This window comes from Paenibacillus sp. FSL E2-0177 (assembly GCF_037992975.1).
Taxonomy (GTDB): domain Bacteria; phylum Bacillota; class Bacilli; order Paenibacillales; family Paenibacillaceae; genus Paenibacillus_AQ; species Paenibacillus_AQ odorifer.
Genome location: NZ_CP150307.1, coordinates 6,022,765 through 6,044,124 on the forward strand (window position 1 = coordinate 6,022,765; position 21,360 = coordinate 6,044,124).

Genomic DNA, 21,360 nt, shown 5'->3' on the forward strand with positions numbered 1-21,360 from the left:
TCCTATTACAAAAAGGGCAGCCCGGTAAATATCGCCGGGCTGCCCTTTTTTATAGATCCATATTCAGCTTATTTAAACGCAGGCAACGCAATATCCGCGTAATTATCCTCAAGGAACTTTTTCACTTCAGGACCGCTGATCCGTTTAGCCAGCTTTTGAATGGCGTCAGAGTCCTTGTTATCTTCACGTGCCACCAAAGTAATTGTGAATTCGGAATCTTCGCCTTCCGTAATCAGTGCATCTTTCTTCGGTGTCAATCCTAGTGGGCTCGCATAAGCCGGAGTCATGGCTACCAGATCGCCATCATCAAGCATACGGGCCAGCATTAAGAGATCGACTTCTTCAAACTTGAATTTTTTTGGATTTTCAGTAATGTCTGCTTGTGTGGCTTGAATGCCTACGCCTTCTTTTAGCTTAATAAGATCAGCTGCAGCGAACATTTGCAATGAACGGCCGATGTTAGATGGATCATTAGCCATTACAAGCGTAGCCCCTTCAGGAAGATCAGCTATAGTCTTATAACGTTTGGAGTATCCGCCATAAATAGCGTCATAAACAGGCTGTACCTCTACCAGATTAGAGCCTTTGCTTTCATTATATTGCTTCATATAAGGAACGTGTTGGAAAAAGTTAGCGTCTACTTCTTTATTAGCCAACGCCTCATTAGGCTGCACATTATCAGAGAGAACAACGATCTCCAGATCAATGCCATCTTCCTTCAGGAGCGGCTTCACAATATCCAGAATTTCTGTCATAGGTGGGATCAGTGTAGCGATCTTTAATTTGGTTAACTCATCATTACTACCTTTTGCAGTATTGTTCTCGGCTGCTTTATTAGAGCCACAACCCGCTACGACCAATACCATTAATGTAAGCACAAGTATCATTGATTTTTTCATTAGTACTACTAACCCCCAGTTTATATATTGAACTATTTTGTATTACCGCTTATCCAACAGCCTTGCGATAGTCCCCCCGGTGAACTGAACCAATTGGACTAATACAATCATCACTAGAATGGCATAGATCATCACTTCCGTCTCAAAACGCTGATAACCATAACGGATAGCGAAATCACCAACCCCTCCCCCACCAACAACTCCCATCACGGTCGAGAAGGAGATAAAGCTAATTGTAGAAGTAGTAAGTCCAAGGACTAGACCCGAACGAGCTTCCACATACAGAAATTTAAAGATCAAGCCCAGCTTCGAGGCTCCCATCGATAATGCTGCTTCAATGACCCCTTTAGGAACCTCCAGCAACGACTGCTCCACTAACCGAGCATAATAGGCAATAGCGATTATAGATAATGGAACCGCTGCTGCAATCGTACCAATGGCGGTCCCGACCAGGAAACGAGTGACTGGAATTAGCGCAACGACCAGCAGCAGGAACGGAAAAGAGCGGATAATATTAACGATACTGTTGAGCACCAGAGACAACGTTGTATTCTCATAAAGCTGCCCTTTTCGGAAAAAAAACAACAAGGTACCCAGTGGAAGCCCCAGCAGCACGGCCGCTCCAACAGAAATACCAACCATCACAAAGGTTTCACCAATCGAATCCCACATCTGTGCCTGATATTGAAGTACACTATCAAACATGATCTTCCCCCGCTTTACCAAGAATCTGATCGCGGTATGTCCCGGTACTGGCTGCCGCTGGACGGAATTCACCGTCTTCACGAGAGAACGAATCTACAATGCGCCCTTTTTCCATCACCGATACATGAGTACATATGCTTTTAACAACATCCATCTCATGCGTAACAATGACAACCGTTACTCCAAGACTTGAATTCACATGCTTCAGCACGTTCAAGATATCTGTAGTGGTTCCAGGGTCCAGGGAGGACGTTGGCTCGTCACACAGTAATATTCCCGGACTGTTCGCTAGCGCGCGGGCAATCGCAACACGCTGACGTTGTCCTCCGCTGAGCTGTGCCGGATATTGTTTTGCCTTATCTGCCAGTCCAACAAAATCCAGACACTCCTTCACACGCTTCATTCGTTCATGCTTTGGGACATCTGCCAGCTCCAGCGGGATCGAAACATTCCGCTCTACAGTGACGTTATAAACAAGATTAAATTGTTGAAAGATCATTCCAATCTTTTGCCTTGCTTTACGCAGTGCTTTACTAGGCATTTCGGTCAGGTTGTGGCCATCTACGGTAACCGTTCCCTCATCCGGCTGTTCCAGAAGATTCATCAGTCGCAGCAGCGTAGATTTCCCCGCACCACTCTCACCAATGATCCCATGAATGGATCCCTGCTTTACCTCCAGCGATACCTCATCTACAGCCTGATAGATGCCTTCCTTCAGCTTGTACCCTTTACTTACCCGACTCAGCGACAGTATTAGAAGCTCCCCCTTCCTTTCCCTTATATAATGAACCTCCATCAAGTGAGACATTGTATTACAATTTTCTCAAATCTGTTTTATTAAAAATCTCCTTAAATAATAAGACATTTCTTCTGCTGTGTCATCATTTTTCTTTAAATGATATACCAGGAAGGTTGATGAAAACCTAAAACCCCTTTATACCGGGCTCTTTTTACACATTTATTAATAAAATAAAAAGGGTTAGCAAAGATAATCCTTCCCTCTTGAAATCATGATTCTCCTATTGCCCCACCACTAAACGCTCCACTGTTAATATAGCCATATTTGGTTTTTTTAAGTGTATGAAATGCAGTTAAAGCTACATTTGGTTCGTTGGAGTGTGATTAAAGACCTGCTGTTACACAAAAAAAGATGTCTAAGCCAATAGCTTAAGACATCCCATAATTCATATAGTAATCCCTGAATCCCTGATCTATCGAGTCCCATACTCGCTAAATCTTTTATGCCTTTTCGCCAAGCTCTCTGCGAATCTTCAAGAACACTTGGTAGCTGCGTTCCGCACATTCCGAAATCGCTATCGGATGGAATCCGGGCAGATCGGCATATAACGTATCGTGAAGCGGTTCGATCCATGAAGCCGGCAACTTACTTGCTCCAAGCTTCGCTCCCATAATTGAGCCCACAGTAGCCCCGTTACAGTCTGTATCCATTCCACCATATACGGAAGTGACAACTGTTTTTTCAAAGTCATTCCCGCCATAAACAAGCGACGCAGCTACAAGAGCAGCATTATTATTTGTATGGACTGCATCATAGTGGCTAAAAGTATCCCAAATGTTACGAACCAACTCCCGCTCACTTTTGGCCTTCTGCGCAATATCTATCCCCCGCAAAACATCACTGGCCAAACGACTGGTACGCGGAATCTCACTAAGGCCTATCTCTAGGATCCGTTCATTATCCTTCTCTGCAAAAGCTGCCGATATCATCGCCGCATTCAACATCTCACCGTAGATACCATTTTTCACATGTGAAAATGAAGCGTCGCGCCAGCCTAGTTCTGCCGCAAGCTCAGGATAACCTGCTGCGCCATAAGCCAGTCCATCTGCGCGTATAGCGGCACCAATCCACTCGCGGTAAGGGTTTAAGTGCATCCGCACTCTTTCCTGCCGCACCAGCCAATCCGCAGGCTTCTCGCCATGCAGATGAGAGGTCTCCTGCGCAAAATTCATATATGACTGTGTCTCCGCCGTGCACACCTGACTATATGTTAAATGTGTATGCCACAGCTTTCCGATATCCCAAGAATCCCAGTTCAGACCCTTCTGCTCCAGCAGCATAAGACCCAGGACAGTGTAGCGAATATCGTCATCGCTTTCCATATACTTGATCGTCTCGCGGGTACTCGCATATGTCCATTCACTTAAGCCAAGACCATATTCAGCCTCTGCCCGTGAATGCCCAGGCGTATAGCCAGTAATTGGCCAGGCGTCCGCACCCTGAAACCATAGCTCAATATTCTCCCAGCCCGAACGGCCATCTTTCCCATAGAGATAGTCCCAATACTCCAGCGGTTTCCCAAGTGCGCAGCCGACACTTCTACCGAGCCAGGCTCCATAGAACTTATCTCTCCATTCTGCCTCGCTCCAGTCCGCCTCAAGCTTACGTGGACCTTCTGGACGTAGTTGACGAATCTCCTCCAGAGAGGATGGCTCTTGATACGGAAAATCCTCACTAATCGTAAGCTCCATTAGCTCATTGTATACCTGCATCAGCTTGAGCTCATCGGCACCAGCAGCCGCTAGCTTATCCGCGAACCCATCAATCTCGCAACCTTCTTCTCCACGCTGAGCAATTTCAAACTGCACGGTCTCTTGAAGTCTCTCCCATCCTGCCATAGGCTACTTCCCTTCAGCCGCTAGCAGCAGCTCTTGATCAAGCTTTTCCAGTGAATCAAAGATCAGCTTCATAAATGCTTCCCGGTCAACGCCCACCAATACTTGTACATTCGCTGGACGATCCGTCTTTTTCCGTCTGTCTGCAACTGTCATTCCCCGCGTCAGCTTGCCTTCGGTCTCCACCGTTACATATAGATGCTCAGATTCAAATAGTTCCGGATGCAGCAGCCAGGCAACCGCACATGGATCATGCAGCGCACTGCCGACATAGCCCATTTTTTTACCGTAAATCGAATAGAAATCCAGCAATTCTCCGACCATTGTAGACACTGGTCCCCGCTCTTTCAATGCTAGGATCTCATCTTCAAAAATAGCAGCCTTATCGGTCACATCCAGACCACTCATTGTGATCGGAATCCCCGACTCAAACACAATACGGGCTGCTTCAGGATCTACATAGATATTAAACTCCGCAGTAGAGGTGACATTCCCATAAAAGATACCTCCCCCCATCAGTGAGATTTTTTCAATTCTGTCTTTAATCTCTGGATAAGCCGTGATTAGCAGTGCGATATTTGTTAAAGGAGCCATCGGCACGAGCGTAATCTTCTCCTCTGAAGAACGGATGATATTCAGCATAAACTCCACAGCACCCTGCTCTACAGGGCGGAATTTACTTGGAGGCAAAAGCGGCCCATCCATGCCCGATTCACCATGCGCTTCCTCACCTGTAACAAGCTTGCCGAACAGTGGGCCAGCAGCCCCTTTAGCTACAGGAATGTCAGCATTCACGAAGCTGATCACCTTCAGGGCGTTTTCCGTGATTTTATCTAAAATTTGGTTTCCACCAACCGTTGTAATCCCGCGCAGATCTAACTTCTCCGAATTTGCTATGGCAAGCAGTATCGCTATTGCGTCATCATGCCCTGGATCGCAGTCAATAATAATAGGTGTTGGCATAGTTACTCACTCCTTGTCTGTGTATCAATCATTTCAATCGCTATTTAACTAGCGGGCTTTTAAGTTTTTTATTCTTTTTTCGTGTCTCAGATACTGCGTAGATCACAAGTCCAATTACTGTGGCTACATAAGGAAGAGTGGCGATTAGCTCCGCAGGAATCTTCAACACCTGTAGCGCATTCGACAATGCATCTGCAGTACCAAATAATAAAGAGGTCAGCGCCGTGCCTACGGTCGTACTTCTTCCCATCGACTCAGCGGCAATGGCAATCCAGCCCCGGCCAGCGATCATATCGCGGGTAAACAGTGACAAATACCCCATCGACATATAAGCACCGCCTAAACCGGCAAAAAATCCGCTAAGCAGCAAAGCCATATACTGTATTTTTACAACACTTACACCCACGGATTGAGCCGCATGTGGATTTTCACCCACTGAACGAATGCGCAGTCCAAGCGGTGTACGGTTTAATAGATAGTAGACAACAAACACAGCCAATATAGAAACATACGTCAGAATGTGATGCCCCGATAAAATAGGTCCAAGCACCGGGATATCCTTCAACAAAGGAATCTGGACACTAGGCAGAACTTTACTCGCCAGAGAAGTGGAAGAACCCTTGTCGCCACTAAGCAGATAGAGAATAAACACAGTGCCTCCCGAAGCGAACATATTAATGGCCACACCCCCGAGAATGATATGTGTTTTGAATTTCAGGGTGAAAAAAGCTAATATTCCAGCGATCAATGTTCCAGACAACACCGCCCCAAGCAGACCTACCCACGCGCTATGCGTATAGCTGCTTATGATGACACCCGCTAAAGCGGCAACAAGCATGATGCCCTCCATCCCAATGTTAATGATCCCTGCACGATTGGAGATGAGTGCGCCGAGCGCAGCGAACAGAATCGGAGTCGTCACGCGAAGGACAGAGAACGCAAAGTCAGTTGTAAAAATCACATCAAACAAACTGTTCACGCTTCCTTCGCCTCCTTCAAGAGCATCCGATTTTTCCAGAACTTCAGAAATTGCTCAGCCGAAATCAGAAGAATGATAATTGCCTGTATAATTGAGATCATCTCTGAAGGTACATCAGACAAACGCGCCATCATGTCAGCCCCAATTCGAATGTACGCTAGGAATAATGCAGAGCCGATTACGGACAGCGGATTATTTTTGGCTAACATCGCTACAAGGGCACCATCCAAACCATAACCAGGCAGTGACGTCCATTGGAAACGGTTATACATCCCCAGCACTTCTACGGAGCCCCCCATACCTGCGATAAAACCTGCAATCAAGTGGACGAGAATAATAACCTTGGCTGTCTTCATACCGGAATAACGGGCAAAGTCCCGGTTGATGCCTGTCATGCGCAGCTCATATCCCCATTTCGTTTTGTATAGGAATAGATGAGCTGCAATAATAAGCACGATAACGATAATAAGACCGGTATGAATACGGGTGCCCGAGACCATTTTACTCAGCAGTGCCGTTTTCTCGAATTTGTAGGATACATTGGCAAAAGCTTTAGCATCACGCAGATGATAGTTCAGTAGGTATAGCCCTACTCCGAACAAAATATTATTGAACATTAAGGATGTAACCAACTCATTAGCATTCCATTTTGCCTTCAGAATACCAGGTATTGCCGAGAGCAACGCTCCTACAATTGAACCTGCAGCAATAGCTACCATCGGATGCAGCCAGCCGTCCAGCGTTAAATGAATAGCCAATACGGAAGTTACAACACCGGAGAAATAGAAAATCCCTTCAGCTCCCAGGTTGAACATATTGGCTCGAAACAACAAGGATACTGCCAACCCAGTGAACATGAGCGGAATCGCCATCTCAATCACATTACCAATATGACCTTTACTGGATAACGGCTCTAATAGGAATATACCAATCGTCTTCACAGGCTGATTACTGACCAAAGAGATGATCAGAAAGGCAATAGCGAGTGCAATAACGATTACCGCCGATGTCCGAATGTACTCAAAATATTTAACTTTAAACATGATTTACGGCCCTCCCGATGTGCTCCTCGTCCTGTCGATGAATCCCCAGCATATAAAGACCTAATTCTTCCTCACTAACCTTAGATGGCTCCTCGAAAAAGGCAACAATCTTACCCTCGTACATTACTAACAGACTATCGCTGATCTCCAAGATCTCATTCAAATCTGCCGACACTAGCAAAATCGCGCAATCGTCTGAACGTAATTCCAACAACTTTTGATGTATGAACTGGGCTGCGCCTATATCCACACCCCGTGTCGGCTGTTCTGCAATAAGCAGCTGCGGTTCAGTCGAACACTCTCTAGCTACGACTACCTTCTGCATGTTACCACCTGACAACATTCCTATGGGCTGAGAAGGTCCTGAACAGCGGACTTTAAATTCCTCTACAAGGGATACTGCTAGCTTGGCAATTCGTGAGCCATTCAAAAAAAGACCTTTATTCATTGCTTTTGTACGATACTGAGTAGATAGCAGATTATCAGCTATGCTAGCCTCACTAGCGATCCCTTGCCGCATCCGATCCTCCGGTATATAGGAAACGCCTAGCTTACGAATATCCAAAATATCCGATTCACGGATATCCTTTCCCTTCACTAGTACAGAACCCTGACTTGAGACACCTCTCAAGCTACCTGTAAGAGCTTCAATGAGCTGTGTCTGCCCGTTGCCTTCTACACCAGCAATCCCAACGATCTGCCCACCACGTACCGCAAAATTGATATCCGACAATAATGCTTTGCCATCTGCATCATTCACACCGAGTCCCTGCACCGTTAGTACTGGCTCACTAACAGCCAGAATCTCTTTGTCATATTTCAGCACGACATCTCTGCCGACCATTAACCGCGAGATTTCCTGTTCTGTCACATCCTGTGTTTGAAAAACACCTTCACTACGGCCGCTGCGCATAATCGTAATTCTGTCGCAAATCGCTTTGACTTCCTTTAATTTGTGCGAAATAAAAACTATCGTATGGCCCTGTTCCCTTAATTGCTTAAGCTCGCGGAACAATTCCTCTGTTTCCTGTGGAGTCAACACCGCAGTTGGCTCATCAAGCACCAGAATTTTCGCACCACGCAGCAGCGCCTTAAGAATCTCAACCTTTTGCTTCATCCCAACTGTAAGATCCTCTACTTTTGCCTTTGGATCCACGGCCAGATTGTATTTCCTTGCGGTCTCTTCCGTCATGCGCACAGCCTCGGCATAATTGATGCCAACTCCTCTGCGCGGCTCCATACCCAGCACCATATTCTCTGCCACCGTAAAAGAAGGTACCAACATGAAATGCTGGTGGACCATGCCGATGCCTCTATCAATGGCGTCCTGAGCGGATTGCAGCTTTACTTTTTCACCCTTGATATAGATCTCGCCTTCACTTGGCTCTTCCATGCCGAACATAATCTTCATTAAAGTCGATTTACCTGCACCGTTCTCACCTGCAATCGCATGTATTTCTCCCTCACGTAAAGAAAAATGCACGTCTTTATTTGCAACGACGCCATTGGGATATACCTTGGTAATTCCCCGCATTTCCAGCAGAGCTGTGTACATAGGTCTCAACGCCTTTCAACTTGGAGGTCTGCAAAAATATACAGCTGGAATTCCCCTGACTAGAAGAATCTCCAACTGTAGGTTTATCTCTATAGAGCTGATCTTAAGGTTTAAAGCTTAAGGCTTAAGGCTTAACTGCGTTACGAATAGCTTCTACCTCTGCGGTTTCCATCCCCATCGCATTATCCACTTTAATTTCTTTATTGATCAGCTTTTGCTTCACTTCTTCAACCTTGGCCTGAAGATCAGCCGGGAATACATTTTTATAAATATCATTCTCAGCAATACCTACACCATCATCTACAAAGCTCAATACATCACGTTTGCCCATTTCTAGCGTACCCTCTTGCAATCTCTTCACTGCACCTAGAATAGCCGTATCAATCTTTTTAATAGATGAAGTAACGATTAGATTTGCTTTTTCACTATCTGTATCGTTAATCAACATTGCCTGATCGGAGTCTACACCGATTGCATATTTTTTCTTCTCTTTAGCTGCGTCAAAGATCCCAAGACCTGTACCCCCAGCCACGTTAAAAATAACATCCACACCGGAGTTATATTGAATTAGAGACAGCTCCTTACCTTTTGCCGGGTTAACAAAATCACCAGCGTACGACACAGCCACTTTTACATCAGGATCAACGTACTGAGCACCTTGAATGTAACCGACCAAGAAAGCATTAATCCCCGGAATATCCATACCGCCCACAAACCCAATCACATTCTCAGGGGTAGCATTCGGCATATCCGATTGTGTAGCTAATGCTGCTACTGCACCTGCCAAGAAAGATACTTCATTTGTCGCATAAGACATGTTGTACATGTTATCTGGTGCTTCATCGATGTCGGTATCATAATTAATGAATTTTTTGTCTGGATACAATTCTGCCGTTGCATTAAACATCTCTGTAATTTCAGAACCGCCAGAAATAATTACATCCCAATCCTCGGAAGCGATATCGTTAAATGTAGGCTCCCATTTCGTTTTATCAACGCCCATTTCAACAACCTTTGTTACTGCACCAAGTTCATCCTTAACCTTTTGCAAGCCGTTATTAGCGGAATCAAAAAATGATTTATCCCCAAGTGTCCCCGGAATCAGCAATACAACCTTGAGTTTATCCCCTGCACCTGTTTCTCCACCCTCAGCAGCGTTTGATCCAGTATTCGCAGAAGAACCGTTATTGGACGTGTTATTCCCACATGCTGTGACCAGAACCATCACCATTAATAACAACAAAGAAAGAACTTTTTTATTCATTACTCTATTCCACCCCTAATTTTAGTTGGTTAGTAATCCGCAGAATCCCATCTTCACCCATTGTATAATTCACGGTTCAAATGGAAATTCTCTTTTTTCCAAATAAAGTATCATTAAAAGTAATAAACTTAACGTTTAGGCTCAAAAATAGCAATAAAAATACCATTATTATTAATAATCCGCTTTATTTCCGAACGAGATGGCCAGTCAGGTTGCGAACTTTCGGATTTATTGATACGATCATAACAAATATTATTAAAAATAATTATATGATTTCGGTCATTGTTTTGTACGATTCGGCTAAAACATAAGTATTGGAGGATCATCATGGATCGTGTTCTATATATTGTAAGTGCCACACATGAGCTAAATACTTATATCCCTCCACACCAGCATGAATGCTACGAACTAGTCTATTATTTACAGGGGGTAGGGACAACCAATGTTGGCCCACGAAGTTACCATTTTCGCTCCTCTTCTTTCGCGCTTGTGCCACCCAATCATAAACATGACGAGCACCACCGTGAGGATGCAAATGTATTATTTGTAGGCTTCCACTCAGAACACCCTAATATGAGTAATCTGCTCGGCGTATATGAAGATGATAAAGATCAGACCGTTCTTCAAATCCTGCTGCGAATGAAAGCAGAGTTTACACGCAAGCAAGACGGATTCTCTGAGCTTCTAAACCTACAAATGAGCGAGATTACCGTCCATCTTATGAGGCTTCTTAGTGCCTCTGGATATCAATCCCCAACAGAAGATCGAGTACAATATGTCCTTAATTATATGAATGAGCATTATCGCCATAAATTGTCCGTCGAAACACTATCAGAAATGTCCGGATATAGTTACGATCGTTTTCGCCATCTATTTAAAGAACGTTTCGGGTCTTCACCCCTGCGGTATTTGCTGTTAAAACGCCTGGATTATGCAAAATCTCTATTACGTCATACTCAGATGCAAATCTCTGAAGTATCTGCTGCTGCAGGTTTTGTGAACGATGCCCAATTCTGCAATATGTTCAAACGAGAAATAGGTCTTACCCCGCGAGCATTCCGCATTAATAATCAATCAGGTTAATCACTAATCAGATTAAAAAAAGCCGTTGAAATAGAGAAACTCTCTATTCAACGGCTTACTGCTGTAAACCCAAGGACATAAAGAAAAAGGTTTGTAAGATTGCTTATAAAAGCATTCTTACAAACCTTTTTAAGATACCGGCGAGAGGACTCGAACCTCCACGGTTTCCCACTCGATTTTGAGTCGAGCGCGTCTGCCATTCCGCCACGCCGGCACATATGAACTAAATGGAGGCGCCACCCAGATTTGAACTGGGGATAAAGCTTTTGCAGAGCTTTGCCTTACCACTTGGCTATGGCGCCATGAAAACTTGGAGCGGACGACGGGAATCGAACCCGCGACCCTCGCCTTGGCAAGGCGATGCTCTACCGCTGAGCCACGTCCGCATAAAATGGCTGGGGATATAGGATTCGAACCTATGAGTGACGGAGTCAAAGTCCGTTGCCTTACCGCTTGGCTAATCCCCAATAACATTTTAAAGTAAAATGGGGCGACTGATGGGTCTCGAACCCACGAATGCCGGAACCACAATCCGGTGCGTTAACCCCTTCGCCACAGTCGCCATATTAAGTTGATATTGTTGCCATTATTCATTTTAAAGTAAATGGGGCGGCCGATGGGTCTCGAACCCACGAATGCCGGAACCACAATCCGGTGCGTTAACCCCTTCGCCACGGCCGCCATATTAAACTTTAGAAAGAACTTGGCAGGGGCAGCAGGAATTGAACCCACACCAACGGTTTTGGAGACCGTTGTTCTACCTTTAAACTATGCCCCTAAAAACTGGTGGAGGATGATGGATTCGAACCACCGAACACTCACGTGAGCAGATTTACAGTCTGATGCGTTTGGCCACTTCGCTAATCCTCCAAGGATGGTGCCGGCGAGAGGACTTGAACCCCCAACCTACTGATTACAAGTCAGTTGCTCTACCAATTGAGCTACACCGGCATGGCACTCATTCTTTTGTGATGATAAATGGTGGCTCGGGACGGAATCGAACCGCCGACACGAGGATTTTCAGTCCTCTGCTCTACCGACTGAGCTACCGAGCCATGATGAAAATGGCGGAACCGACGGGATTCGAACCCGCGATCTCCTGCGTGACAGGCAGGCATGTTAGGCCAACTACACCACGGTTCCAAAAGATATAATTGCTTAAGTTAATTGGTTGCGGGGGCAGGATTTGAACCTGCGGCCTTCGGGTTATGAGCCCGACGAGCTACCGGGCTGCTCCACCCCGCGTCAGTAAGAAAGTGTTATGGTGGAGGCTGAGGGGATCGAACCCCCGACCCTCTGCTTGTAAGGCAGATGCTCTCCCAGCTGAGCTAAGCCTCCATAAACAACAATTGTTATTGTACCAAAGTCCACTAGGATAAATCAAGTGAAGATTTGGTGACCCGTATGGGATTCGAACCCATGTTACCTCCGTGAAAGGGAGGTGTCTTAACCCCTTGACCAACGGGCCATACTAATTAAAAATTTGTGGCGGAGAGAGAGGGATTCGAACCCTCGAGACGCTTGTGGCGCCTACACGATTTCCAATCGTGCTCCTTCGGCCAAACTCGGACACCTCTCCATATGGCTCCCCGAACAGGACTCGAACCTGTGACAACTCGATTAACAGTCGAGTGCTCTACCAACTGAGCTATCAGGGAATATTCATACCAGGCTTGATGCCTGAAAACTGAATCCGAAACGAATTTGCATTCTAAGTATAGGATAAGCCCTCGACCGATTAGTATTGGTCAGCTCCATGCATTGCTGCACTTCCACCTCCAACCTATCTACCTCGTCGTCTTCAAGGGGTCTTACTAATTGGGAAATCTCATCTTGAGGGGGGCTTCACGCTTAGATGCTTTCAGCGCTTATCCCGTCCGTACGTAGCTACCCAGCCATGCTCCTGGCGGAACAACTGGTGCACCAGCGGTACGTCCATCCCGGTCCTCTCGTACTAAGGACAGCTCCTCTCAAATTTCCTGCGCCCACGACAGATAGGGACCGAACTGTCTCACGACGTTCTGAACCCAGCTCGCGTACCGCTTTAATGGGCGAACAGCCCAACCCTTGGGACCTACTTCAGCCCCAGGATGCGATGAGCCGACATCGAGGTGCCAAACCTCCCCGTCGATGTGGACTCTTGGGGGAGATAAGCCTGTTATCCCCAGGGTAGCTTTTATCCGTTGAGCGATGGCCCTTCCATGCGGTACCACCGGATCACTAAGTCCGACTTTCGTCCCTGCTCGACTTGTAGGTCTCGCAGTCAAGCTCCCTTATGCCTTTGCACTCTGCGAATGATTTCCAACCATTCTGAGGGAACCTTGGAACGCCTCCGTTACTCTTTAGGAGGCGACCGCCCCAGTCAAACTGCCCGCCTGACACGGTCCCCGTACCCGGTAAGGGTACTAGGTTAGAACCTAGATACGATCAGGGTGGTATCCCAACGGCGCCTCCACCGAAGCTTGCGCTCCGATTTCTACGGCTCCCACCTATCCTGTACAGATCGTACCCAAATTCAATATCAAGCTGCAGTAAAGCTCCATGGGGTCTTTCCGTCTTGTCGCGGGTAACCTGCATCTTCACAGGTATTAAAATTTCACCGGATCTCTCGTTGAGACAGCGCCCAAGTCGTTACGCCATTCGTGCGGGTCAGAATTTACCTGACAAGGAATTTCGCTACCTTAGGACCGTTATAGTTACGGCCGCCGTTTACTGGGGCTTCGGTTCATAGCTTCGGGTTACCCCTAACCACTCCCCTTAACCTTCCAGCACCGGGCAGGCGTCAGCCCGTATACTTCGCCTTGCGGCTTCGCACAGACCTGTGTTTTTGCTAAACAGTCGCTTGGGCCTTTTCACTGCGGCCCCCTCGTGCTATTCACACTACCGGGGCACCCCTTCTCCCGAAGTTACGGGGTCATTTTGCCGAGTTCCTTAACGAGAGTTCTTCCGCGCGCCTTAGAATTCTCTTCTCGCCTACCTGTGTCGGTTTGCGGTACGGGCACCTTCTCCTGGCTAGAGGCTTTTCTTGGCAGTGTGAGATCATGACCTTCGCTACTATAATTTTCGCTCCCCATCACAGCCCAGCCTTATCGATGTGCGGATTTGCCTACACATCAGCCTCACTGCTTAGACGGACATCCATCAGTCCGCGTCACTACCCTCCTGCGTCACCCCATCGCTCATAGCGGATTACGGTGGTACAGTAATTTCAAACTGTTGTCCTTCGACTACGCCTTTCGGCCTCGCCTTAGGTCCCGACTTACCCTGAGCGGACGAGCCTTCCTCAGGAAACCTTGGGCTTTCGGCGGATCAGATTCTCACTGATCTTTTCGTTACTCATACCGGCATTCTCACTTGTGTAGTGTCCAGCGCTCTTTTCAGTACACCTTCAACCCCTACACAACGCTCCCCTACCCCAGATACATACGTATCTAGCCATAGCTTCGGTGGTGTGTTTAGCCCCGTTACATTTTCGGCGCAGAGTCACTCGACCAGTGAGCTATTACGCACTCTTTCAATGGTGGCTGCTTCTAAGCCAACATCCTGGTTGTCTGTGCAACTCCACATCCTTTCCCACTTAACACACACTTGGGGACCTTAGCTGATGGTCTGGGCTGTTTCCCTTTTGACAATGGATCTTAGCACTCACTGTCTGACTCCCGGCAATAAGTATATGGCATTCGGAGTTTGACTGAGCTTGGTAATCCTTGCGGACCCCGCACCCAATCAGTGCTCTACCTCCACTACTCTTATACCGAGGCTAGCCCTAAAGCTATTTCGGGGAGAACCAGCTATCTCCGAGTTCGATTGGAATTTCTCCGCTACCCCCACCTCATCCCCGCACTTTTCAACGTACGTGGGTTCGGGCCTCCAGTGCGTGTTACCGCACCTTCACCCTGGACAGGGGTAGATCACACGGTTTCGGGTCTACGTCCACATACTAATTCGCCCTATTCAGACTCGCTTTCGCTGCGGCTCCACCTTCTCGGCTTAACCTTGCATGTTAAACGTAACTCGCCGGTTCATTCTACAAAAGGCACGCCATCACCCATTAATAGGGCTCTGACTTTTTGTAAGCACACGGTTTCAGGTTCTATTTCACTCCCCTTCCGGGGTGCTTTTCACCTTTCCCTCACGGTACTGTTTCACTATCGGTCGCCAGGTAGTATTTAGCCTTAGCAGATGGTCCTGCTGGATTCATACGGGGTTTCACGTGCCCCGCACTACTCGGGATCCGTCTCGGAGAGAATACAGTTTAGGCTACAGGGCTTTTACCTCTATCGCGGGCCTTTCCAGACCTCTTCACCTACCATATTCCTTTGTAACTCCATGTGAGACGTCCCACAACCCCTAAGAGCAAGCTCTTAGGTTTAGGCTGTTCCGCGTTCGCTCGCCGCTACTGACGGAATCACTATTGTTTTCTCTTCCTCAGGGTACTTAGATGTTTCAGTTCCCCTGGTCTGCCTCTACATTTCCTATGTATTCAGAAATGAGTAACTGCGAATTACCACAGCTGGGTTTCCCCATTCGGACACCCCCGGATCAAAGCTTGCTTACAGCTCCCCGAGGCAGTTTCGTTGTTCGCCACGTCCTTCGTCGGCTCCTGGCGCCTAGGCATCCTCCGTGTGCTCTTATTAGCTTAACCTTGATTCTTCCGAAGAAAAATCTCACTAATAACATTTACTTGTTTACACAAGTTGCTAAAAGATGTTCTAAAACGCAAATTCGTTTCGGTATCCAGTTTTCAAGGATCAAGTCTTACTTGAGAGCTTAAACTCTCAAAACTGAGCAACGAGTGAGTAACAGGCCTAAACCTGAGTTTTGGAAGCTTAGCTTCCGATTTGAATGTTCTCATTGCAGAGAACGATTCTCCATAGAAAGGAGGTGATCCAGCCGCACCTTCCGATACGGCTACCTTGTTACGACTTCACCCCAATCATCTACCCCACCTTCGGCGGCTGGCTCCCTTGCGGGTTACCCCACCGACTTCGGGTGTTGTAAACTCTCGTGGTGTGACGGGCGGTGTGTACAAGACCCGGGAACGTATTCACCGCGGCATGCTGATCCGCGATTACTAGCAATTCCGACTTCATGCAGGCGAGTTGCAGCCTGCAATCCGAACTGAGACCGGCTTTGATGGGATTGGCTCCACCTCGCGGCTTCGCTTCCCGTTGTACCGGCCATTGTAGTACGTGTGTAGCCCAGGTCATAAGGGGCATGATGATTTGACGTCATCCCCACCTTCCTCCGGTTTGTCACCGGCAGTCACTCTAGAGTGCCCAGCATTACCTGCTGGCAACTAAAGTTAAGGGTTGCGCTCGTTGCGGGACTTAACCCAACATCTCACGACACGAGCTGACGACAACCATGCACCACCTGTCTCCTCTGTCCCGAAGGCCGCTGCTATCTCTAGCAGATTCAGAGGGATGTCAAGACCTGGTAAGGTTCTTCGCGTTGCTTCGAATTAAACCACATACTCCACTGCTTGTGCGGGTCCCCGTCAATTCCTTTGAGTTTCAGTCTTGCGACCGTACTCCCCAGGCGGAGTGCTTACTGTGTTAACTTCGGCACCAAGGGTATCGAAACCCCTAACACCTAGCACTCATCGTTTACGGCGTGGACTACCAGGGTATCTAATCCTGTTTGCTCCCCACGCTTTCGCGCCTCAGCGTCAGTTACAGCCCAGAAAGTCGCCTTCGCCACTGGTGTTCCTCCACATATCTACGCATTTCACCGCTACACGTGGAATTCCACTTTCCTCTTCTGTACTCAAGCCACCCAGTTTCCAGTGCGACCTCAGGTTGAGCCCAAGGTTTAAACACCAGACTTAAATAGCCGCCTGCGCGCGCTTTACGCCCAATAATTCCGGACAACGCTTGCCCCCTACGTATTACCGCGGCTGCTGGCACGTAGTTAGCCGGGGCTTTCTTCTCAGGTACCGTCACTCCGGTAGCAGTTACTCTACCGGACGTTCTTCCCTGGCAACAGAGCTTTACGATCCGAAAACCTTCATCACTCACGCGGCGTTGCTCCGTCAGGCTTTCGCCCATTGCGGAAGATTCCCTACTGCTGCCTCCCGTAGGAGTCTGGGCCGTGTCTCAGTCCCAGTGTGGCCGTTCACCCTCTCAGGTCGGCTACGCATCGTCGCCTTGGTGGGCCGTTACCCCACCAACTAGCTAATGCGCCGCAGGCCCATCCCTCAGTGACAGATTGCTCCGTCTTTCATTCTTCTCTCAGGAGAAAAAAGAAATTATCCGGTATTAGCTACCGTTTCCGGTAGTTATCCCAGTCTGAAGGGCAGGTTGCCTACGTGTTACTCACCCGTCCGCCGCTAAGTTATTTTGAAAGCAAGCTTTCAAAGTAACTCCGCTCGACTTGCATGTATTAGGCACGCCGCCAGCGTTCGTCCTGAGCCAGGATCAAACTCTCCAATTAGTATTGAAAAGAGCGATATGCTCATTTTGAAACATCTGACGAGAAAATTAATTCTCTAATTTTGGATTTCACTTACGTGATTTCCTACTCACTCGTTGTTCAGTTTTCAAAGATCAAGCTGTTTATTTCGTCGATGTGTTGTTCAGCAGCGACCTTTATAATATATCACAGCGTCCTCGTTTTAGTCAACCTTTTTTTTAATTTCTTTTTTTGGTTGTCTTTCGAAAGTTTTCGAAAGCACATCTCTGTGTCAGAGGGACGAGTTATAATTTAACACATGAACAAGGAAAGAGTCAACCATTAATTTTTCTGGATAAATATGAGCGTTTCATATTAGTAAACAAACAAAAAGAGAGTGCTCAGCCTCTCCCTATCCTTGCTCATCTCTCTATAATTAAACATCTTCTGCTGTATCTAATTCATCTCTATAATGTATAGCGGATCGCATGCCCTTCTCCCTCGTGAACATCAGCCCAAGATGTAATCTCTCGGATTAGCGAACGAGAAACCAGCTTTCGTAAAACAAGGGGTAGTTCAGACTCTAATTGACTCAGACCTGAATGCTGCAGTAATTCTTTAATGCTCCATGCTTCCTTACGGCTATTCAAAATATTAAAGAGCAATAGACAACAGTCCGTCATTTTGGACATAATCCCAAATTCACATGCAAGAAGCACAAGCTCCACACGTTGCTCTAAGGTCTCAGTACTGATCGTTAACTCCTCATAAAGTTTATGAACAGAGGTATTCATGCTTTTAACCTGCTCCCAAATAGCTGGCTCGGGGAAAGCACCCACTTCACTCACTTCTATTCTTGCCCAATGGTATAAGGCTATCAATACACAGTTGTAAGCATCCATAATAAAGCCAGCCTCTATATAGCGCTTGGATTTCACATACATATGCAAAAAGCGAGCAAACTCCATAAATGCGACCCGTTCCTTGATCGGTCCTTCAAATTGCAGTATCTCACGTCGCATTTCCTCTAGTATTCCCTTGGGGTCCCAGATCACTTCCCCCCTCATCAAACTGATAAGAAGTTCGTTATTATCCCCTGCCATAACAGCCTGCTCCAAAGCAAAAAGGCCAATATGGACTGACTGGGTCCGTTGGTCACCGGCAATGGTATGGCGAACAATATGCTCTCTATCCTGTTCTTCATGCAAAACTAACACTACCATATCAAAATCTTGAAGAAGTGCGCTTTGAAACGGAATATCCCCATTCTGCCGCAAAACGACCGCTCCTAAAACATTCTCATCAAACGTTTCTCCACTCAACAAAGTTACATTGGACAGTTCCATGCTTCCCTCCATTAAATTTGGCGATTTTGCGTCCAGTCAGTTATAATTCAGTTATAATTATTATTCTACATATGAAAGACAGTTCCTTCTGGACAACCCAACTATATTTAGTTAGGAGCAAACACTCATGAAGTTTAAAACGGCTAAGATCAACGCTTTTCGCACATGGGGATTACTGCTCACAATGCTCGGAATGGGACTTATGGTTTTGGGTACAGCGGGCATCGTGTTTTGGGGCTCAACTGGAAAAGTATTCGCTGGAATCGGTCTTGTAATCGGTTTAATCTCAATGATGGCAAGTCTTGCAATCTATTTCTGGGCTGGGATGCTGTCAACTAGCGCAGTCCAACTGGAATGCCCTGAATGTCACAAGCTGACCAAAATGCTGGGCAAAACAGACCGCTGTATGTTCTGCCATACCATCCTTACTATGGATCCAGCTGAGGCCAATATTACTGCGGAACAACTTAAGAGTCAGCAGCTTAATCAATAAAACACATCTTACAGAAGCTTATTACTAGCGATTTATAATGCGATCAAACATTTGCTTAATACAACAAAGGGGCCCCCGTATTGGGAGCCCCTTTGTTCATTATAAATGAAATAATAATTACTTATGAATCCCTTGTAATGCCTCCCACGCAGACGGATTACTAAAGCTGCGATTCCATGAACCAATGCCACCAAGCCCTAAAGACTTAGCAAGCTCAACTCTAGCTTCTAAAGAAACTTTGTCTTCGATCCATATTTTTTTAAGAGCGCCATCCTCCTTATACTCAACGTAATTCTGCCCTGCTGCCTTATCAAAGGTTGGGGTCAGCTTCTTCTCTTTAATAATTTTTTCAACGGCATTCATACTAACCGATTTAGAGCTTACTTTGGTCTTGCCATCCACCTGGGCCTCAGTCCAGATTCTAGTGTACAGTGGAATCCCTAGAATCAGCTTCTCAGGCGGCACATCGTCTTCCTCTATGATCCGGCTTAACGAGCTTTCTACCCACGGCAGAGACGCAACAGAGCCTGCTACAGGACTAGCAGCCCAATGCTCGTCATAAGCCATAACAATAAGATAATCAACTACTGAATTAAGAGCTCTACGATCAAGGAATGCTGACCACATCTCACTGTTAGATTTAGGGGTTACGTCTATGGAGACGATTAAGTTTTTGGCTTGAGCCATAGGTTTTAGCTCTCGCATAAATTGTGTAACATTCTCCCCGTCTTTCGTATATACATTCTCAAAGTCAATATTAATTCCATCCAGCTTGTATAAATCTGAATACTCGAGGATCTGTACGATCGCGTTCATCCGCTTCTCATAGCTCGACAATGCCTCAGTGGTTATGTCTGGTTCAAAGCTATTGCTGAGCAGCCCCCATACTTCCAAACCGCGCTCATGGGCCCACTGCACATACGCACTATCAGCCTGACTGCGCACATTCCCATCACCATCTATGATACTGAACCAAGTCGGGCTAGCCACGTTAACGCCCGGAAGCTCACCGAATGTACTTGGGTCAGGTTTGCGTTGATAAACAGCTTCCCAATATAAATTCACTGACTTCCCTTTCCAGCTTCGTTCTGCCCGTGAGGGAGTGGTGCTTTTGGGTTCCACTGTCTTTTGACCGTCTGAGATAATATCACTGACCTTGGCATAACCCGCATAACCGCTGCTTAACTGCACATACAGCCAGTCCTCATTTTCCTTATTCCAAATACTCACGATGGCACCTGGGGACATATCGGCCACGATGGGTGCGTGAATCGACGCTTCGCTGCGAAGAGCGACTGTCTTATCACCTGCTTCACCTTTCACTTTCCCCAGCGGTACACTCTCCCCTGCTGTCATTAACAGCACAGCCCCGGTAGTCGTATCCTCTTGAATCTCAAACCCATACAGGTCTTCTAAAACATCCGCAGGAAGATAAGTTATCTTTTCCTTAACTTCAGGTGCCAGCCGTAGCTGCAGCGGACGATTGTTCAGACTAGCATTGGTTTTATCCTCTTGCATATATAGAAGTTCACTTTCCGTTGATAAGATGACCGATTTAGTCTTTTCTTCATAACGAATAGATGAGTCCACATGTTCCTGCAGTAATGGTAGAGGTAAAAGCATGCTATCACCGGTCCCTGAGGCGGAATATCCTGTTAGCTCTCCTTTTACGAAGATAGGATGTTCTAGGCCTTTCCAGTCTGGATCGATGTGCTGGCGATTTGGCAATACAAAAAACACAACCCAATAAGCTGCTGCCGCAATGAGCAAAAGTCCAAAAAAGCGTCGGAAAAGACCTCCGCGCTTTTTGACGCGTTTCTGTCTATATCTTCTGTCCAAAATATATCCTCCAAATATTAGATGATTTTAAGTTAAGTCTAACAATACGATTATAACATCCACTTGGTTCCGGATAACCAGTATAAGTTAGTCATTTTCACTATATTTTGTTATTTTGAAAAAAATAAAAACGTGAGTCCTCCGCTTTCGGATTTCACACGTTT

Annotated in this window: 13 protein-coding genes, 16 tRNA genes and 2 rRNA genes; 2 read left to right on the forward strand and 29 right to left on the reverse strand. The window is 46.6% G+C overall.

The window, feature by feature from the left end:
* Positions 1–68: 68 nt before the first annotated feature.
* From MHI25_RS26715 to MHI25_RS26755, 9 genes are all read right to left on the reverse strand, one after another.
* Positions 69–899, reverse strand: coding sequence for a MetQ/NlpA family ABC transporter substrate-binding protein (locus tag MHI25_RS26715; RefSeq protein ID WP_076308850.1), 831 nt, complete (start codon positions 897–899; stop codon positions 69–71).
* A 42-nt stretch (positions 900–941) separates the two neighbouring features.
* The gene (locus MHI25_RS26720; RefSeq protein WP_036685560.1) at positions 942–1,604 is read right to left on the reverse strand and encodes a methionine ABC transporter permease; all 663 of its coding nucleotides are present in this window, start codon (positions 1,602–1,604) and stop codon (positions 942–944) included.
* Entirely contained in the window at positions 1,597–2,358 is a 762-nt protein-coding gene (locus tag MHI25_RS26725) for an ATP-binding cassette domain-containing protein (RefSeq protein ID WP_081386423.1), read from the reverse strand. The genes MHI25_RS26720 and MHI25_RS26725 overlap by 8 nt, the downstream gene beginning before the upstream one ends.
* Before the next feature lie 485 nt (positions 2,359–2,843).
* On the reverse strand, positions 2,844–4,241 hold the full coding sequence (locus MHI25_RS26730) for an ADP-ribosylglycohydrolase family protein (protein ID WP_076302375.1): 1,398 nt from the start codon (positions 4,239–4,241) through the stop codon (positions 2,844–2,846).
* A 3-nt stretch (positions 4,242–4,244) separates the two neighbouring features.
* On the reverse strand, positions 4,245–5,201 hold the full coding sequence (locus MHI25_RS26735) for a nucleoside hydrolase (RefSeq protein ID WP_340394617.1): 957 nt from the start codon (positions 5,199–5,201) through the stop codon (positions 4,245–4,247).
* 40 nt (positions 5,202–5,241) lie between these two features.
* Positions 5,242–6,180, reverse strand: coding sequence for an ABC transporter permease (locus MHI25_RS26740; protein WP_036685567.1), 939 nt, complete (start codon positions 6,178–6,180; stop codon positions 5,242–5,244).
* Positions 6,177–7,223: an ABC transporter permease gene (locus MHI25_RS26745; RefSeq protein ID WP_036685569.1), complete on the reverse strand. Its 1,047-nt coding sequence runs from the start codon at positions 7,221–7,223 to the stop codon at positions 6,177–6,179. The genes MHI25_RS26740 and MHI25_RS26745 overlap by 4 nt, the downstream gene beginning before the upstream one ends.
* Positions 7,216–8,778 (reverse strand): ABC transporter ATP-binding protein, encoded by a 1,563-nt coding sequence (locus MHI25_RS26750; protein ID WP_076130297.1) that lies wholly within the window; start codon positions 8,776–8,778, stop codon positions 7,216–7,218. The genes MHI25_RS26745 and MHI25_RS26750 overlap by 8 nt, the downstream gene beginning before the upstream one ends.
* Positions 8,779–8,902: 124 nt before the next feature.
* Positions 8,903–10,042 carry a BMP family ABC transporter substrate-binding protein gene (locus MHI25_RS26755; RefSeq protein ID WP_076184828.1) on the reverse strand — a complete coding sequence of 380 codons (1,140 nt, stop codon included), beginning with the start codon at positions 10,040–10,042 and terminating at the stop codon, positions 8,903–8,905.
* 327 nt (positions 10,043–10,369) lie between these two features.
* Between MHI25_RS26755 and MHI25_RS26760 the strand changes: the two genes are divergently transcribed.
* Entirely contained in the window at positions 10,370–11,125 is a 756-nt protein-coding gene (locus MHI25_RS26760) for an AraC family transcriptional regulator (RefSeq protein ID WP_076130295.1), read from the forward strand.
* Between the two features lie 135 nt (positions 11,126–11,260).
* Here the strand turns inward: MHI25_RS26760 and MHI25_RS26765 are convergent.
* From MHI25_RS26765 to MHI25_RS26855, 19 genes are all read right to left on the reverse strand, one after another.
* Positions 11,261–11,339 (reverse strand) — tRNA-Leu (locus MHI25_RS26765).
* A 14-nt stretch (positions 11,340–11,353) separates the two neighbouring features.
* Positions 11,354–11,427: transfer RNA gene (locus tag MHI25_RS26770), tRNA-Cys, on the reverse strand.
* A 9-nt stretch (positions 11,428–11,436) separates the two neighbouring features.
* Positions 11,437–11,511 (reverse strand) — tRNA-Gly (locus tag MHI25_RS26775).
* A gap of 6 nt (positions 11,512–11,517) precedes the next feature.
* Positions 11,518–11,592: transfer RNA gene (locus MHI25_RS26780), tRNA-Gln, on the reverse strand.
* A 19-nt stretch (positions 11,593–11,611) separates the two neighbouring features.
* Positions 11,612–11,687 (reverse strand) — tRNA-His (locus tag MHI25_RS26785).
* Between the two features lie 43 nt (positions 11,688–11,730).
* Positions 11,731–11,806, reverse strand: a tRNA-His gene (locus MHI25_RS26790).
* Between the two features lie 23 nt (positions 11,807–11,829).
* A tRNA-Trp gene (locus tag MHI25_RS26795) sits at positions 11,830–11,903 on the reverse strand.
* A gap of 6 nt (positions 11,904–11,909) precedes the next feature.
* Positions 11,910–11,995 (reverse strand) — tRNA-Tyr (locus MHI25_RS26800).
* A 5-nt stretch (positions 11,996–12,000) separates the two neighbouring features.
* Positions 12,001–12,076, reverse strand: a tRNA-Thr gene (locus MHI25_RS26805).
* 28 nt (positions 12,077–12,104) lie between these two features.
* Positions 12,105–12,180, reverse strand: a tRNA-Phe gene (locus tag MHI25_RS26810).
* Between the two features lie 10 nt (positions 12,181–12,190).
* Positions 12,191–12,268: transfer RNA gene (locus MHI25_RS26815), tRNA-Asp, on the reverse strand.
* 25 nt (positions 12,269–12,293) lie between these two features.
* Positions 12,294–12,370, reverse strand: a tRNA-Met gene (locus MHI25_RS26820).
* Positions 12,371–12,387: 17 nt separating this feature from the next.
* Positions 12,388–12,463 (reverse strand) — tRNA-Val (locus tag MHI25_RS26825).
* A gap of 55 nt (positions 12,464–12,518) precedes the next feature.
* Positions 12,519–12,593, reverse strand: a tRNA-Glu gene (locus MHI25_RS26830).
* Between the two features lie 18 nt (positions 12,594–12,611).
* Positions 12,612–12,704, reverse strand: a tRNA-Ser gene (locus MHI25_RS26835).
* 3 nt (positions 12,705–12,707) lie between these two features.
* Positions 12,708–12,783 (reverse strand) — tRNA-Asn (locus tag MHI25_RS26840).
* A 60-nt stretch (positions 12,784–12,843) separates the two neighbouring features.
* Positions 12,844–15,770 (reverse strand): 23S ribosomal RNA (locus tag MHI25_RS26845).
* 232 nt (positions 15,771–16,002) lie between these two features.
* Positions 16,003–17,560: ribosomal RNA gene (locus MHI25_RS26850) — 16S ribosomal RNA — on the reverse strand.
* The 16S and 23S rRNA genes sit together here with 16 tRNA genes alongside, the layout of an rRNA operon.
* A 425-nt stretch (positions 17,561–17,985) precedes the next feature.
* Complete coding sequence (locus MHI25_RS26855; protein WP_280753539.1) at positions 17,986–18,864, reverse strand: nucleotidyltransferase-like protein; 879 nt, start codon at positions 18,862–18,864, stop codon at positions 17,986–17,988.
* A gap of 127 nt (positions 18,865–18,991) precedes the next feature.
* On the opposite strand from MHI25_RS26855, the gene MHI25_RS26860 reads away from it, so the two are divergent.
* Positions 18,992–19,357 carry a DUF2614 family zinc ribbon-containing protein gene (locus MHI25_RS26860; protein ID WP_036680151.1) on the forward strand — a complete coding sequence of 122 codons (366 nt, stop codon included), beginning with the start codon at positions 18,992–18,994 and terminating at the stop codon, positions 19,355–19,357.
* 117 nt (positions 19,358–19,474) lie between these two features.
* Here MHI25_RS26860 and MHI25_RS26865 read toward each other — a convergent pair whose 3' ends face one another.
* The gene (locus MHI25_RS26865) at positions 19,475–21,196 is read right to left on the reverse strand and encodes a glycosyl hydrolase family 18 protein (RefSeq protein WP_340394618.1); all 1,722 of its coding nucleotides are present in this window, start codon (positions 21,194–21,196) and stop codon (positions 19,475–19,477) included.
* Positions 21,197–21,360: the final 164 nt, after the last annotated feature.

What these genes read in the sequence shown, in the direction of transcription:
- MHI25_RS26760 (WP_076130295.1), top strand. Translation starts at nt 10,370, where the DNA reads ATGGATCGTGTTCTATATATTGTAAGTGCCACACATGAGCTAAATACT.
- MHI25_RS26730 (WP_076302375.1), bottom strand. Translation starts at nt 4,241, where the DNA reads ATGGCAGGATGGGAGAGACTTCAAGAGACCGTGCAGTTTGAAATTGCT.
- MHI25_RS26735 (WP_340394617.1), bottom strand. Translation starts at nt 5,201, where the DNA reads ATGCCAACACCTATTATTATTGACTGCGATCCAGGGCATGATGACGCA.
- MHI25_RS26755 (WP_076184828.1), bottom strand. Translation starts at nt 10,042, where the DNA reads ATGAATAAAAAAGTTCTTTCTTTGTTGTTATTAATGGTGATGGTTCTG.
- MHI25_RS26860 (WP_036680151.1), top strand. Translation starts at nt 18,992, where the DNA reads ATGAAGTTTAAAACGGCTAAGATCAACGCTTTTCGCACATGGGGATTA.
- MHI25_RS26720 (WP_036685560.1), bottom strand. Translation starts at nt 1,604, where the DNA reads ATGTTTGATAGTGTACTTCAATATCAGGCACAGATGTGGGATTCGATT.
- MHI25_RS26750 (WP_076130297.1), bottom strand. Translation starts at nt 8,778, where the DNA reads ATGTACACAGCTCTGCTGGAAATGCGGGGAATTACCAAGGTATATCCC.
- MHI25_RS26745 (WP_036685569.1), bottom strand. Translation starts at nt 7,223, where the DNA reads ATGTTTAAAGTTAAATATTTTGAGTACATTCGGACATCGGCGGTAATC.
- MHI25_RS26855 (WP_280753539.1), bottom strand. Translation starts at nt 18,864, where the DNA reads ATGGAACTGTCCAATGTAACTTTGTTGAGTGGAGAAACGTTTGATGAG.
- MHI25_RS26715 (WP_076308850.1), bottom strand. Translation starts at nt 899, where the DNA reads ATGAAAAAATCAATGATACTTGTGCTTACATTAATGGTATTGGTCGTA.